This is a genomic window from Gordonia polyisoprenivorans NBRC 16320 = JCM 10675 (assembly GCF_000241325.1).
GTDB classification, from domain to species: Bacteria; Actinomycetota; Actinomycetes; order Mycobacteriales; family Mycobacteriaceae; genus Gordonia; species Gordonia polyisoprenivorans.
Genome location: NZ_BAEI01000059.1, coordinates 1 through 15,546, shown reverse-complemented (window position 1 = coordinate 15,546; position 15,546 = coordinate 1). Strand labels below are relative to the sequence as shown.

The window sequence follows — 15,546 nt, the reverse complement described above, 5'->3', positions numbered from 1 at the left end:
TGTCGGCACCCACACATGCGTGGCCCTCCACATCGGGGGGACCATCCTGAGGCTCGTCCACACACCCCACCGTATTGCGTGAGGTGCGAGGCCGCAGGCCACGCCAGGTGTGACCCGCGGCATACGACCCGTTCGGCGGTGCTGTATATTACTGCGGGCCAGGCCTGCCAGGGGGGCACGCGACGGATGACGTACGACGCAGGGATGGGTGTTGAGCAGCACTGACGCAGTGGCTTCGGAAGACGAGGCAACAGGGACGCGCAAGCCCGGGGGAGTGCGCAAGTGGTTTCGCGAACACATCGTGGCGAGTTTCGAGACCTTCGGTCGTCAGCTCGCGATGTTCGTCGAGGTGTTCAAGGTCCTCATCGAGGACATCCTCAAGCGCCGCTTCCCGTTCGGTGAGTTCATCCGCCAGTGCGCCTTCATGTCGAGCACCTCGGTGTTCCCGACCTTCCTGGTTGCCATCCCGATCGGCGTGATCGTCTCGATCCAGGTGTCCAACATCGCCGGGCAGATCGGTGCGACGTCGTTCTCCGGTGCCGCCACCGGACTCGGCGTCATCCGGCAGGGCGCCCCGTTGGTCACCTCGCTGTTGCTCGCCGGTGCGGTCGGTTCGGCGATTGCCGCCGACCTGGGCTCCCGGACCATCCGCGACGAGATCGATGCGATGCGCGTGATGGGTGTGAACCCCGTGCAGCGACTGATCTCGCCGCGCCTGCTCGCGACCATGGTGGTCAGTTTCCTGCTCTGCGGTTTCGTGTGTTTCGTCGGCTTCATCACCGGTTACGCCTTCAACGTCTACTTCCAGGGCGGCACCCCCGGTAGCTACACGGGCACCTTCGCCTCGTTCGCCTCGGTGTCGGACCTGTTGTTCGCCTTGATCAAATCGGTCATCTTCGGCGCGATCGTGGCGATCGTGGCCTGTGACCGCGGACTCAACACCAAGGGCGGGCCTGCCGGCGTCGCCAACTCGGTGAACGCCGCCGTGGTCAATTCGGTGCTCCTGTTGTTCACCGTCAACGTGGTGCTCACCCAGTTGTTCGCCATCGTCGTCCCGGCAAAGGTGGTGTGAGATGGCCGCATCCCGGTACGTCCCGCCCGTACTCCGGCCCGTCGAGGCCGCCAAGGGTGTCTACCGCGGGCCGCGTGACGCGCTGGCACGCATGGGGCACCTCATCACCTTCCTGGTGCGGTCGATCGGTGCGGTGCCCATCGCGTTCACCCACTACCGCAAAGAGGTCTGGCGTCTGCTCGCCGACGTCGCGTGGGGCAATGGCGCGATCGTGGTCGGCGGCGGCACCGTCGGCGTCATGGTGATCCTCGGCGTCATGGGCGGCGCGACGGTCGGTATCGAGGGTTACACCGCACTGAATCTCCTCGGGATGTCACCGGTGACCGGTGGTCTGTCGGCATTCGCGACGACCCGCGAGATCGCGCCGCTGCTGGCGGCGACCGCGTTCACCGCGCAGTCGGGTTGCCGCTTCACCGCACAGCTCGGGTCGATGCGGATCAGTGAGGAGATCGACGCGCTGGAATCCATCGCGATCCGGCCCCTGCCGTATCTGGTGACCACCCGGATGTCGGCGGCGGTGCTGGCGATCGTACCGCTGTACTCGGTCTCGTTGGCCGCGAATTACCTTGCGTGCCAAGTCATGTTCCAGGTCCAGAGTGGGCAGGGGCCGGGAAACTACCTCGCCTATTTCAACGCCTTCCTGGTCTCGAGTGACATGGTGTACTCGTTCATCAAGGTCATCATCTTCGTGCTGTTGACCACGTTCATCCAGTGCTACTACGGGTATTTCGCCTCCGGCGGTCCGGAAGGCGTCGGGGTGGCCGCCGGACACGCGATCCGGCTGGCGATCATCGTCATCGTCTTCGCGAATCTGGTCATGACGCTGGTGTTCTGGGGAACATCGCCCGGCATCAAGATCTCGGGGTGAGGGGCAGCCATGCTGATAGCCACCGACGGCCGTAACCCTTCGCTGGTGCAATATGTGTTGCGCGGCAGTGCATTCCTGATCGTGTTGGTGATCCTGTTCGTGCTGCTGTTCATGCGGTACGAGGGCGTGTTCAGCTCCACCGTCGCGGTCAACGCCAAACTCACCGACGTCGGTGACGGCCTGACCTCGGGTGCCGATGTCCGCTACAACGGCCTCATCGTCGGGTCGGTCAAGAACGTCGCTCTCACCGACGAGCCGGGCCAGTCCGGGGTGAACCTGCGCCAGGTCGACATGGACATCACCCCGGCACAGTCCGAGGGCATCCCGGCCAACGTCACCGCGCGCACGGTGCCCTCCAACCTCTTCGGTGTGAACGCGGTCGAGCTGGTGCAACCGGACCATCCGTCTGCCGACCATCTCTCGGCGGGAGCGTCCATCCCTGCCGACCGATCGCTACAGACGATCAAACTGCAGGACGCGCAGAACCAGCTGCGGACGCTGTTGCAGGCGGTGCCACCGGAGCAACTCGCCGGTGTCCTCGGCACCATCGCCGACGCGCTGCGCGGCGGCGGGACCACTTTCGGTCTGTTCGTCGGCGTCCTGCAGAACTATTTCGACACCATCAACGCGCAGTTCCCCCCGGGTGCGCCGTCCGGATTCGACAACTTCAACCAGTCCGTACAGGGCCTGTCGCGATCCGCGCCGCAGCTGTTGGATACGTTGGGCCGCAGCGTGATCCCAGCGATGACCATCGCGCAGTCGCGGGACGACCTGACTGCGTTGCTCTCGGCGGCGCAGGGCCTGACCGACGAGGTGCAGGCACTGTTCGCGGCCAACGGTGACGGCGGCAAGCGCATCGTCGCCGACACCAACACCCTGCTCGGTGCGGCGGTCTACGAGCCGAATGCGTTGCCGCAGGCGCTGAGTGCACTGAACAATCTCGCGGCCAAGGTCCTCACGGTGTTCACCGGTGTCAACGGGCACGCGCAGCTCAACATCGGCGTGAGTTTCAGTGCCTTCCAGCGCTATACCCGCCAGAACTGTCCCGTGTACAACGGTGGGCCCTACGGTCAGCTGCGCGGTCCCGGGTGTGTCGGTCCGGGCACCGGCACCGGACCGACGAGTTCGGGTCCGCTGATGATCTATCCGTCCGACGGGATGCGCCGGATGTCGCCGGCGGGCATGGTCACCACCGGCGCCGACAACCTGACGCTGACCGCCGCACTCGATCGTGCGCCCAATGCGGCCGACACCTTGATGCTCGGCCCGCTGGTGCAGTCGGTCTCGACCCAAACCGGTTCGACCCAAACCGGTTCGACCCAAACCGGTTCGACCCAAACCGGTTCGACCCAAACCGGTTCGACCCAAACCGGCACCTCGGGAGGGGGACGATGAGCGCCGCGCAGTCGAGTATCCGCAAACCGCTGATCGGGTTCGCGCTGTTCGCGGTCGTCGCGTTGCTGCTGACCTACATCATCTATTCGACGCTGGAACGATCGGTGTCGGGCAGTACCAACAACTTCAGCACGTTTTTCACCGACGCCCCGGGTCTGGCCAAGGGCGACGACGTCCGGATGGCCGGTGTGCGGGTGGGTCGCGTCGATTCGATCGATCTCGTCGACGGCCGCGCCAAGGTCACCTTCGAGGTGCAGGACAACCAGCCGATGTACACCACCACGCAGGCCGCGATCCGGTACCAGAACCTGATCGGCCAGCGGTATCTCGCGCTGTCCCTCGCCGACGGGCCCCCGCAACCACTCTCGGTCGGGTCGACGCTCAAGGAGCCCTCGGAGGACTCCTTCGACGTGACCAAACTGCTCGCCGGATTCCAGCCGGTCTTCGACACCTTGACCCCCGAGCAGGTCAACAATCTCTCCAACGGTCTGGTCCAGGCGTTCCAGGGCGACACGGTGTCGTTGTCCAACACCGTCGCCCAGGTCGGCAAGTTCGCCTCCGACATGTCCAACCGGGACGTGGTGATCGGGGCGATCATCGACAATCTCAGCGGGGTGCTGCGTGACCTGTCGCGGCAGGGCGACCAGATCGGCACTCTCGTCGACAGCGTTTCCGACGTCATCAAGAACCTGAACGCGAATTCGGCGGCCTTCGGTACCGCCGTCACCCAGATCGGAAACACCGCAGCGGGATTCGCCGACGTCCTCACCCAATCCCGGGGGAATCTCGCCGACGCGGCCACCTCGGCCAACCAGGCGACCAGGATTCTGATCGGCAACGGCTCCAAACTCGACGGGATGGCCAAGAACCTGCCGATCTTCCTCGGACACTTCCCGCTCGTGCTCGGCCAGGGGGCCTACCTGAACATCTACGCCTGCGACCTCGACATCGCGATCGGTGATGTGTTGTTCCCGCCGGGGATCATCAACAAGATCGGTGGCACCAACCACTCGGTGGTGTGCCGATGAGAAGCCGCATGCGTCGGAGCTTCGACGACCACCGACTCCTCTGGTACGGGTTGGCCGGCACGGTGGTCATCGTGCTGCTCGTCCTGGGTATCACCGGAATCGGCAAGGCCGACATCGGCAAGAAAACCTATTCGGCGGACTTCGCCCAGGCCGGTGGCGTGCGACCGGGCGACAAGGTCCGGGTGGCCGGCATCGACGTCGGTGAGGTCGGCTCGACCGAACTGCAGGGCAACCACATCCACATCACCATGAAGGTCGACAAGGACGTCGACGTCACCGCCAACGGTTCGGCCGAGATCAAACTCTCGACCCTGCTCGGCCAGCGCTACATCGATATCTCGCTGGGCAATTCGCCCGATCCGGCGGCCAACAACGTGATCACCGAGACCAGGGTTCCCTACGATCTGCAGAAGACCATCGAGAAGGGCACGCCCATCCTGCAGGGCATCAACGACGAGGACCTCGGCCAGAGCATCCGAACGTTGAACCAACAACTCGCCGGGGCGCCCGCGGTCACCAAACCGACGCTCGACTCGCTGACGCAGATGTCGGAGATCATCACCGACCGTCGCGATCAGATCAATCAGCTGATCAGTGACACCAAGTCGGTGACCGCCATCGTGCAGGACAATTCGGCGCAGCTGGCGATCATCGTCGGTCAGGGAGCACAACTGGCGAACAAGATCGTCGCCCGCGAAGCCCTGGTGACCCGGCTGCTCGACGGCGCCGCGCAGATCACCGAACAGGCCCAACTCGTCGCCTCCGAGGACGCCGACCAGTTCGCCCCGATCATGGCCAACCTGAACACCATCACCCAGGGTCTGGAGAAGAACCGCGACAACCTTCGCAAGATGCTCGAGGTCCTGCCGGTCACCGCGCGCCTGACCAACAACATCCTCGGCGACGGTCCGTACGCCAACGGCTACCTGCCGTGGGGCATCTTCCCCGACAACTGGCTCTGCACGGCACGGGTGGTGGACGGATGCTGAACGCGCACATGGTTTCTCGGAAGGTCACGCAGCGGTCGATGATCCTCGCGGGGCTGATCGTGCTCGCCGTCGGTGTGCTCTCGGGGTGTTCGCTGATCCCGGCCGGCTGGAAGACCGCGACCGGTCAGGCCATCGAGGTCACCGCGTTCTTCCCGAACACCGCGGGCCTCTACACCACCAATGACGTTGCGGTACTGGGTATGCCGGTCGGTCAGGTCACCAAGATCGAGGAGCAGGGTAACCGGGTCATGGTGAAATTCACCATCGACAAGAAGGTGCCCGTTCCGGTCGACGCGACCGCAGCCATCGTCAACACCTCGATCGTCACCACCCGGCACATCGAGCTGACCCCGGCATACTCCAAGGGCCCCAAGCTGACCGACGGCGCGGTGATGCGCAACGAGGGCATGAGTCCGGTGTCGGTGGGTGACCTGTTCGACGCGGTCGACAAACTCGTCAGCAATCTCTCCGGCCAGGCGCAGGGAGAGGGGCCGGTCGCCGACCTGATGGACGTGACCTCGGGCATCACCAGCGACAACGGACAACGGCTGCAGGAGGCGATCAATCAGCTCGGCAGCGCCTCGCAGGTGGTGTCGGGTAACGGCGACGCGATCGTCGACATCGTCAAGTCGGTCCAGCAACTCACCGCCGCCCTTGTCGCGAATTACCCGAAGATGAAAGACTTCTCGAACTCCATCAATCAGGTCAGCGAGATGCTCGGACGTCAGTCACCGGGTCTGGTGGCGACCCTGGGCGATCTGAATCAGACACTGCTCAACACCTCGGAGTTCCTGCACAACAACGCAGGCACGATCGGCGCGTCCACCGGGCGACTGGCCGCACTCGCGGAGAACCTGAGCGACTACTCACGTCAGGTCGTCGAGACCATCGACCTCGGGCCGCTGCTCTTCCAGAACCTGAGCAATTCCATCTCCGCAGAACAGGGTGCCTGGCGTGCCCAGGTGCTGCTGGACAAGTCGTTGCTCGACACCCAGCTGGTGTCCCAGTTCTGCAAGGCGATCAATCTACACAAGAACGGTTGCGAGACCGGTCAGCTCCAGGGCTTCGGGCCCGATCTCGGGGTCTTCTCGGCATTGGAGGCCCTGACAAAATGAGCCCAGCATCCCTCTCTCGTCCGTCTGTCTCTCGCCGATCATTCTCCAGACGCCGTCTGGCGCCGGTTCTTTCATGGACCCGCAAGCTGGTGGTGACCGGGATCGTCGCGACCGTGTTGGCCGTCACCGGTTGTTCGGCGATACCCGGTCTGACCGTCGAGCAGATCCCGCTGCCCGCCCCGGGCAATCTCGGCGACACCATGACGTTGAACGCGAGTTTCGACAATGCGCTGAATCTGCCGACCCGGGCCAAGGTGAAGCTCTACGGCATGGACGTCGGCGAGGTCACCGGTATCCGCGCCGAGAACTACAAGGCGATCGTCACCATGGATGTCAGCACCTCGGCCAAGGTGCCCAAGGGCACCGGCGCCGAACTGCGGCAGGCGACCCCGCTCGGTGACGTGTTCGTCGCGTTGCTCCCACCGTCGAATTCCGACGCCGACTACATGTCCAACGGCCAGACGCTGACCGGCCCGCGGTCGGCTGCGGCGACCGTCGAGGATCTCCTGGTCAGTCTGAGTGGATTCGTCGACAGCGGTTCACTCGGTTCCACCCAGCAGATCATCACCGAACTCAGCGCCGCGGTGTCGACCTCGCCGGACAATCCGCAACAACTCAACGGTGCCATCGCCGGATTGACCACGGCCCTGCGCAAACTGAACCAGAACTCCGCCGAGGTCGACGCCGCGATGCGCAACACACAGGTGCTGACCGGGCAGCTCGCGGCGGGACGCGCACAGATCATGGCGTCGATCAACAAGCTCTCGCCCGCCTTCGACACCATCAACGACGAGATGCAGACAATCCTGACCACGCTCGACAAAACCAATCAGGTCACCGCCGCCACGAACGATTTCCTCGGCAGCGACGGACAGAATTTCGTCGAGCTCACCGGTCATCTCGCGACCCTCCTCGACGAACTCAAGCAGGGCGCGACGATCCTCGGACCGTTGTCGGACAATGTCGCCGAGTTGACCCCCAAGTGGGCCAAGTCGACCAGTTCGAGTGCGGCGTCGTTGTCGGCGAAGGTGTACTACCTCAACCCGGGCGCCGGGTTCGATTCGGCCAGCCGTCTTCCCGAGCTCGGCGATGTCGGTGCGGCGGGAGAGTCGTTGCAGCAGACGCTGACCCGACTGCTGGCCCGGCTGACTGCGACCCAGGGGTGCTGCGGATGAGTGGATTCATGGGGCGGCTGCGCAAACACTCGATCGTGCTGGGCAACCTGGCGCTGATCGGGGTGATGCTCATCGGGCTGGCCTACTTGTCGTTCGGCGCGCTGCGGTGGGCGCCGTTCCAGGGCCACTACACGCTCACGATCAATTTCCCGATCTCCGGTGGCCTGCAGGACACCTCGCAGGTGACCCTGCGCGGCGTCCCGATCGGCGACGTCAAATCCATTCAGGTGCAACCACAGTCGGTGAAGGTGGTGGTGTCGGTCGACGACGACGTGCACATCAACCGCAACACGACGGTCTCGGCACTCGGCTTGTCGGCCGCGGGTGAACAGTACGTTGATTTCTCCCCGCCCAGCGCCGAGGGGCCCTACCTTCGCGACGGCGACACCATCAACGTGAACCAGACCAAGGTGACCACGCCGTTCCCGCAGTTGCTCGAGACCTCGCTCGGCGTCATCGACCAGATCGATCCGGCCAAACTCGCGTCGATCGTCGACAACCTCGACGTCGCGCTCAATCCCAAGGGCGACACCAACGACCTGCGCGTGCTGTTCGACGCGGGCGGAACGATCTTCGCCGACCTCTACCGCGTGTTGCCGCAGACCACCAAGTTGATCTCCGAGACGGGGACCATCCTGCAGACCACCTCGCAGATCCAGCCCGATCTGCAGGGCACGGTGTCCTCGTTGAGTTCGGTGGTCAACGCTGCGGTCGCCGCGGACCGTGAGCTGCGCACGTTGCTGGGCAAGGGCCCGCAGCAGTTGTCCAGCCTGTCCGGCTCGATCAACGAGATCCAGGATCCGATCACCGATGTGCTCGGTCAGCTGCTGGACGTGACCCGCCAGGGTGCCCTGCGCGCACCGGCGGTGGTCAATCTGCTGCCGTCGATCAGGGACGCGTCGATCAAGTCCCTCAGCATGTTCCACGACGGCGCCTGGTGGGCGTTCGGTTCGATCTACCCGCGTCCGTACTGCGACTACGCGGTCACCCCGGTGCGCCCCACCAAGATCCTCGAGTTGTCGGTGCCGACGAATCTGTACTGTGTCACCGAGGATCCCAACCAGCAGATCCGTGGCTCGGCGAACGCACCCCGTCCGCCGGGGGACGACACCGCCGGACCGCCGCCGAACTACGACCCGAATGCGCGGACGGTTCCGCTGGACAAGTGACGCCCGCCCTCCGGGGGCTCGCACCACACCTGACTCCTCGCCGAGGGGAGTCGGGTGGGTCGGATCGGTGGGGACCGAGTGGGCGGCGAATGAGAACGGAAACACGCGATGACAGGTGAGCAGGACGACGTGCGCAACGAGGCGGCCGACGACGATCGGGAGGGCGCGGCGACGAACGAGCCAGGCGCAGTGGAGGATTCCGGCGAACCGGACTCAGCCGTCACCGACGGAACCGACGCCTCCGATGCTGCGCCGACGAAGGCGTCGCTGACCAAGAAGCCGGTCCCGCGTACCAAGAGCGCGCGGTCCGGATCGTCGCGGCACCCGGATCCGGAGGATGCGGATGCCGACAGGGAGGATGCGGCGAGTTCCGGCGAGCCCACGGCATCGGCCGCCGCCGCCGGCGGACGTGCTTCCGCGCGAGGCACATCCGTCCGGGACTCATCCGCGGCGGCCACACCCGCACGGGGTGGGAAGCAGATCTCGATCACGCTGTCGGCGCGCGCCCTGTGGCGATCGCTGGTGGCCCTGGTGGTCGTCGCCGCGATCGTCGGGGTGGCGGTACTCGGATGGTTCTTCTACCGCGATCAACAGCGCCCCAACGCCTTCGACGACGCCAAGAGTGCCTCGGCGATCTTCGCCGAGAAGCTGACCAGCAGCATGAACGCCGACACGGTGGCCAACATGAAGGACATCGTCGGGCCACTGACCACCGGCGAGTACCGCAAACACCTCGAATCACAACTCGGCGACACCACCAAGGCGATCCAGTCGATCAACGTCAAGAACACCAAGATCGATGTCCAGAAGGTGTCGGTGATCGACTTCGGCCCCGACCACGCCTCAACCATGGCCGTGGTACAGGTGACCGGTACGAGTACTCTTGCGCCGCAAGGTGGTACGTCGCTGTTCATGTATTCGCTCAAGCTCGACAAGGTCGACGGCAAGTGGCTCGTGTCCGATCTCGACGCCATGCAGGCCGGCCTGTCCGATGCCGGTGAGGCCGGTGCCGGCGGCGGGTCCACGCCGAACGCAGGGCAGGCGAGTACCCCGGTACCCACACCTGCGCCCGCTCCGGCACCCGGCGGCTGAGGTCGTCGGGGTCCGGTCAGATTCTCGAACGGGTCAGGATCGCCACCGGACCGGCGGCTCGTAGGGCCGCGAGGTCGACCGACCCGGCGTGCTCGGACCGTGACCCGGCATCGATCCAGGTGCCGGGCGGCAGGGCGAGCGTGGTCGTCGCGGCACGGTCGTCGTCGAGACTGTGGGTGAAGCGGGCGGTCACCACGATCACCCGCGGATCGCTCTCGCCGCGCACACCGCGGCCGAAGGCGATCGCGTGGTCGGCGGCCGACCCGTCGACCTGGAGCGGGCGATAGTCACCGTCGGGGCCGAACGCCGGGCTGTGTTCTCGGCGAACGCGCAGGGCGGCAGCCACCAGCCGCGTCTTGGGATGATCGAGCGACCGGCGGAAGTCCACGGGTCGACGATTGTCGGGATCGACCAGTGAGTCCTCGTACCACTCGGTGCCCTGGTAGATGTCGCCGACACCAGGTCCGAGAAGTGCGATGGCCTTGCGTGCCAACACTTCCTGTTCCCATGCCGGACCGATCCGAGTGACCAGGTCATCGATCATCCCGGCCACCGGTTCGGTGGTGAGCGCGCCGATCCAGGCATCGAGCGCATCCTCGAAGGCCTCGTCGACCTCGGTCCACGTGGTCCGCACACCCGCTTCGCGGGCGGCTTTGCGCGCATAGGCGCGCAGGCGATCACGCAACTCGTCGTCGACCTGCCCGTCGAGCGGCCACACCCCGATCACGTTCTGCAGCAAGAAGTATCCGGTCAGATGATCAGGTGGCGGAGCGGTGTCCCAGATCTGGCGGACCAGCAGCGACCACCGCTCGGGGACTTGCGCGAGCAGCGCGATGCGCGCCCGCACATCCTCGCCACGCTTGGTGTCGTGGGTCGAGGAGGCCGTCATGGCGCGCGGCCAGTCCTGCGCCCGGACGACGTTCAGTTCGTGGAAATGACGCAGTGACAGCGCCGGGTTGGCCGGGTCGCCGCCGACCTCCTGCGCCGACACGAGACGGGCCGTGCGGTAGAACAAACTGTCCTCGACGCTCTTGGCGGTGACCGCGCCGCACGTCTGTGCCAGCCGGGAGGTCGGGGCACCGGGCGTGGCGGTGGCGCGCACGATGAGCGTGACGGCGTCGGCGAGATCCGGTCGACGGCGTGCGATCTCCTCGGCCACACCGAGCAGACGGGATCGCAGCGACGGATAGTCGGCCCGGTAGACACCGAGATCGGCGATCATCTCGGCGACCGCGTCGGTGAGGGCGGCCGAATCGGCGGTCGGATCCGAATGGGTCAGTGCGCGCACGAGCCTGCGGTGTTCGGCGGGGAACATCTGCGCGAGCGTGGTCAGCTTGCGCTGCCGTTCGGTGTCGTGCAGCCAGTGGGCGTCGGCCGGCACCCCGGTGGTGTGTTCGTGGATCTCGCTGAGCTCGACGATCCCCGACGGGGCGGTGAACACCGACTCGATGAGCCGCAACTGGTCGTAGCCGGTGGTTCCCTCCACCGGCAACGTCGGCTCGAGGGCCTCGTCGGCGGCGAGGATCTTCTCGATGTAGAGCAGACGATCGGTACCGATGTCACCGCGCAATCGCTCGAGATAGGACATCGGGTCCCACAGCCCGTCTGGGTGATCGACGCGGACACCGTCGATCAGGTCGGCGTCGAGCAACTCACGAATCCAGGCGTGGGTGGCGTCGTAGACGGCATCGTCCTCCTGGCGCAGTCCGGCGAGTTCGTTGACCGTGAAGAATCGGCGGTAGCCGATGACCCCGGAGTTCCACGGGACGAGTCGATAGTGCTGTCGCGCATGGACATCGGTTGCCGTCCCGCCGAGACTTCCCGGTGCGGTGGGGAATTCGTGGTCGTAATAGCGGAGAATGCCGTGCTGGTCGACGGTCAGCGGAGCCAGGTCACCGTCGGCGGCGAGGACCGGCAGGGCCAGCTTCCCATCACTGCCGTTGTCGGAGGAGAAATCGGCGTCGAAGTACCCGGCGTACCGTGAACCGGGGCCGTGCCGCAAGAGGTCGGCGAACCAGGGATTGCGCAGGACCTCGGCCACTCCGGTGTGGTTGGGGACGATGTCGATGAGGATGCCCAGACCGACCGCGCGCGCCGCCGCGCGCAGTGCGGCCAGACCCTCGCGGCCACCGAGGGCGGGCGACACCTGTGGCGGGGGTACCCAGTCGTAGCCGTGGGTGGAGCCGGGCATCGCGGTGCCGATCGGCGAGAGGTAGACGTGGCTGACACCGAGGTCCGCCAGATGCCCGAGGATGCCGATGACCTCGACGAAACCGAAGTCCGGGGTCAACTGAACCCGGTAGGTGGCGATGGGTTCCGGGCGTTTGCCGCCGGCGGCGACCGGCGCACCGTCACCGGTGTGCGAGCCCGGGTGCGTACCGGCCATCGAGTCAGTGCTGCTTTCGCAGGACGAGTAGTGAGCGGGCCTGAACCGCGAATGTGGTGCCGCCACTGGCGTCCTCGATGTCGGAGTCACCCGTGGGTTGGGCGGTGTCGAGGACACCGGTCCATCCCGACTCCAGGATGGCCGGCAGCGTGAACTCGATCGGCTCGTAGTGGGCGTTGAAGCAGATGATGAAGCTGTCGTCGACGATCTTCTCGCCGCGCTCGTCCTTCTCGCCGATCCCGTTGCCGTTGAGGAACACCGCGAGACTCTTGCCGAACCCGCTGTCCCAGTCGGCGGTGGTCATCTCCTCGCCCGAGGGGGTGAGCCAGGCGATGTCGAGGTACTGCTGACCCCATCGGATGGGCTTGCCCGCGAAGAATCGGCGTCGGCGGAACACCGGGTGTTTGGTGCGCAGCGCGATGGCCTTGCGGGTGAATTCCAGGAGATCGGAGTTCTTCTCCGCCAACGACCAGTCCATCCAGGACAACTCGGAATCCTGGCAGTAGACGTTGTTGTTGCCCGACTGTGTGCGCCCGATCTCGTCCCCGTGCGCGAGCATCGGCGTGCCCTGCGAGAGGAACAGTGTGGCAAGGATGTTGCGTTGCTGCCGGGCACGCAGCGCATTGATCTCCGGATCGTCGGTGGGACCCTCGACCCCGCAGTTCCAGGACCGGTTGTGGCTCTCGCCGTCGCGGTTGTCCTCGCCGTTGGCCATGTTGTGTTTCTCGTTGTAGGACACGAGATCACACAGAGTGAAACCATCATGGGCGATGACGAAGTTGATGCTCGCGAGCGGGCGCCGGCCGGTCGCCTCGTAGAGATCCGACGATCCGGTGAGGCGGGAGGCGAACTCGCCCAGGGTGGACGGTTCGCCGCGCCAGTAGTCCCGCACGGTGTCGCGGTATTTTCCGTTCCATTCGGTCCACAGCGGCGGGAAATTGCCGACCTGATACCCGCCTTCGCCGACGTCCCACGGCTCGGCGATGAGCTTGACCTGACTGACCACCGGATCCTGTTGGACCAGATCGAAGAACGCCGAGAGCCGGTCCACGTCATGCAGTTCGCGGGCCAGCGTCGAGGCGAGATCGAACCGGAAACCGTCGACGTGCATCTCGAGCACCCAGTAGCGCAGCGAATCCATGATCAGCTGCAGGGTGTGCGGATGGCGGCCGTTGAGACTGTTGCCGGTCCCGGTGTAATCCATGTACATCTCGGGATTGTCGTCCACGAGACGGTAGTAGGCGGCGTTGTCGATTCCGCGGAAAGCCACGGTCGGCCCGAGGTGATTGCCCTCGGCGGTGTGGTTGTAGACCACATCGAGGATCACCTCGATACCCGCCTTGTGGAAGGCGCGCACCATGGCCTTGAACTCGGTGACCGCGCTCCCGGGCTGGTCGTGATTCGACGCATAGTCGGCGTGCGGCGCGAAAAAACCGAAGGTGTTGTAGCCCCAGTAGTTTCGCAAACCCTTGTCGAGCAGCACGAAGTCCTGCATGAACTGATGGACGGGCATCAGCTCGATGGCGGTCACACCCAAGGACTTCAGGTGATCGATGATCACCGGATGACACAGTCCGGAGTACGTGCCGCGCAACGCCTCCGGGACGTCGGGATGCGTCGCGGTCATGCCCTTGACGTGGGCCTCGTAGATCACCGTCTGGTGGTACGGCAGCCGGGGCGAGTGGTCGTTCTGCCAATCGAAGTACGGATTGATGACCACCGACAACATGGTGTGCCCCAACGAATCCAGCTGCGGCATCGACGGCGACGGTTGCGCTTCGGTGACCGGCTCCGGTGCCTGCGGCACGACGTCGGTGGTGTCGTCGGCGGTCAGCGGACCGGTGTCAGAAGGCCCTTCGCCACCCGACTGCTCGGTACCCGGCGCTGCTGCATCGGACCCCGCGGAGCCGAGTGCACCCGTGTCGGTGGCGGTCGATTCGGTTGCCGCGCCGCTCGATTCTGCACTTGTCGATGCTGCGTTGGTCACTGCCACGGCACCCGTTGTCACAGAGTCGGACTCGTCGACGGTCGTCGGATCGACGGTGGTGTCGGTGTCGGTGTCGGTGTCGGTGTCGGTGACCTCGGCAGCCTCGAACTCGGCGGTATCCGCTTCGTCGAGAGGGCTGTCCTCGTCGTCGGAGCTCTCGTCGGTCCCGGTGCCGGCGTCATCGGCGTTGTTGGTGTCGGGCAGCGGATAGGAGAACAGCGACGCATCACCGTCGAATTCACCGTGATAGGCCTTGCCGTAGGGATCGAGAAGCAATTTGCTGGGGTCGCAACGTAATCCGCGTCCGGGATCGTACGGTCCGTGGACGCGGTAGCCGTAGAACTGGCCGGGACCGACATTGGGCAGGTAGCAGTGCCAGCAGTATCCGTCGACCTCTTCGATGCGGATGCGGCGTTCGCTGCCGTCGCGATCGATCAGGCACAGATCCACTGCTTCGGCGACCTCGGAGAACAGGGAGAAGTTGGTTCCCACTCCGTCGTAGGTGGCGCCCAGCGGGTACGCCTGACCGGGCCACACCGGAATCGGCGCGGGCTCCGGCTCGACCATCGCCTCCGCCTGGGCGACGTCGGCGATGAGACTCTCCGTCGGGTGCGGTCGGGTGCTGCTGCTCAGCGGGGCCGCGGTGGTGGCGGTACCGGTCCCGGTGGCAGCAGTCTCGGTACCTGCGGTCTCGGTCCCGGGGGCGTCATCGGCGGTTGGCGGTACGGTCATACCCACCTTCTGTCGGTCATGCACCGACAGTAGTCGCGATACGGCGCGCATTCATCTCGGAAGCAACTCACTCACCTCCGGTGCCTCACCCTCCCACGCCGCCGGCCCAGGGCAGCGCTCGTCGAAGCTGCACGCCGAGCCCGTCGGTGAGACTGCGCACGTAGGTGGCGCTGAGGTGGTGCCAGTCCTTGTACACGATGATGTTGCCCACGATGGCGGGACAACGTTCGGGAGTGCACACCCCGTCCGACAGATCGAGGGCGTGGAACAGCGGGTCGGTGGCGGCGAGCGCCTCTGCCGGGTCGCGGGCGTCGAGAGCCGAGGCGCGATCGGTTCCGCAGGACTCACCGTTGCCGCCGTCGGCGAGGCAGGTGGGAGTGTCGATGGCGCCCCGCGCGTCATGTGGCCACGGCGTGTCCCGCATACCGAGAACGGGGATGCCGGCATCGGTGAATCGTTCGAACACCGGCACGTACGTGTCCGGCAACACGTCGCCGGCAGCTGCGGTATCCGGGCGGGTCGAGGTGGTGAACACCGC

The 15,546-nt window shown here is 65.5% G+C and carries 12 protein-coding genes; 9 read left to right on the top strand and 3 right to left on the bottom strand.

Going from position 1 to position 15,546, the window contains the following annotated elements; genetic code table 11:
* Positions 1-274: 274 nt before the first annotated feature.
* The 9 genes from GOPIP_RS14615 to GOPIP_RS14575 all read left to right on the top strand — a co-directional run bounded on the left by GOPIP_RS14615 (position 275) and on the right by GOPIP_RS14575 (position 9,903).
* The gene (locus tag GOPIP_RS14615) at positions 275-1,072 is read left to right on the top strand and encodes an MlaE family ABC transporter permease (RefSeq protein ID WP_014360331.1); all 798 of its coding nucleotides are present in this window, start codon (positions 275-277) and stop codon (positions 1,070-1,072) included.
* A gap of 1 nt (position 1,073) precedes the next feature.
* Positions 1,074-1,940 (top strand): MlaE family ABC transporter permease, encoded by an 867-nt coding sequence (locus GOPIP_RS14610; protein WP_006370474.1) that lies wholly within the window; start codon positions 1,074-1,076, stop codon positions 1,938-1,940.
* Between the two features lie 9 nt (positions 1,941-1,949).
* A complete protein-coding gene (locus tag GOPIP_RS14605) occupies positions 1,950-3,335 on the top strand; it encodes an MlaD family protein (RefSeq protein ID WP_006370473.1) in 1,386 nt (461 codons plus the stop codon).
* On the top strand, positions 3,332-4,363 hold the full coding sequence (locus tag GOPIP_RS14600) for an MCE family protein (RefSeq protein ID WP_006370472.1): 1,032 nt from the start codon (positions 3,332-3,334) through the stop codon (positions 4,361-4,363). Before GOPIP_RS14605 ends, GOPIP_RS14600 begins: the two co-directional genes overlap by 4 nt.
* An 8-nt stretch (positions 4,364-4,371) precedes the next feature.
* The gene (locus GOPIP_RS14595) at positions 4,372-5,352 is read left to right on the top strand and encodes an MCE family protein (RefSeq protein ID WP_006370471.1); all 981 of its coding nucleotides are present in this window, start codon (positions 4,372-4,374) and stop codon (positions 5,350-5,352) included.
* 8 nt (positions 5,353-5,360) lie between these two features.
* Positions 5,361-6,467 carry an MCE family protein gene (locus GOPIP_RS14590; RefSeq protein WP_373278845.1) on the top strand — a complete coding sequence of 369 codons (1,107 nt, stop codon included), beginning with the start codon at positions 5,361-5,363 and terminating at the stop codon, positions 6,465-6,467.
* Positions 6,468-6,556: 89 nt separating this feature from the next.
* A complete protein-coding gene (locus tag GOPIP_RS14585) occupies positions 6,557-7,642 on the top strand; it encodes an MlaD family protein (protein WP_006370469.1) in 1,086 nt (361 codons plus the stop codon).
* Complete coding sequence (locus GOPIP_RS14580; protein ID WP_006370468.1) at positions 7,639-8,811, top strand: MCE family protein; 1,173 nt, start codon at positions 7,639-7,641, stop codon at positions 8,809-8,811. Before GOPIP_RS14585 ends, GOPIP_RS14580 begins: the two co-directional genes overlap by 4 nt.
* Positions 8,812-8,919: 108 nt before the next feature.
* A complete protein-coding gene (locus GOPIP_RS14575; protein ID WP_006370467.1) occupies positions 8,920-9,903 on the top strand; it encodes a hypothetical protein in 984 nt (327 codons plus the stop codon).
* A gap of 16 nt (positions 9,904-9,919) precedes the next feature.
* Here the strand turns inward: GOPIP_RS14575 and treY are convergent, their stop codons facing one another.
* From treY to GOPIP_RS14560, 3 genes are all read right to left on the bottom strand, one after another.
* Entirely contained in the window at positions 9,920-12,289 is a 2,370-nt protein-coding gene (gene treY, locus GOPIP_RS14570; protein WP_006370466.1) for a malto-oligosyltrehalose synthase, read from the bottom strand.
* A gap of 4 nt (positions 12,290-12,293) precedes the next feature.
* Positions 12,294-15,008 carry a glycogen debranching protein GlgX gene (gene glgX / locus GOPIP_RS14565; protein WP_006370465.1) on the bottom strand — a complete coding sequence of 905 codons (2,715 nt, stop codon included), beginning with the start codon at positions 15,006-15,008 and terminating at the stop codon, positions 12,294-12,296.
* 85 nt (positions 15,009-15,093) lie between these two features.
* Positions 15,094-15,546: SGNH hydrolase domain-containing protein (locus GOPIP_RS14560; protein WP_006370464.1), on the bottom strand; the 453-nt coding region annotated here is incomplete at its 5' end.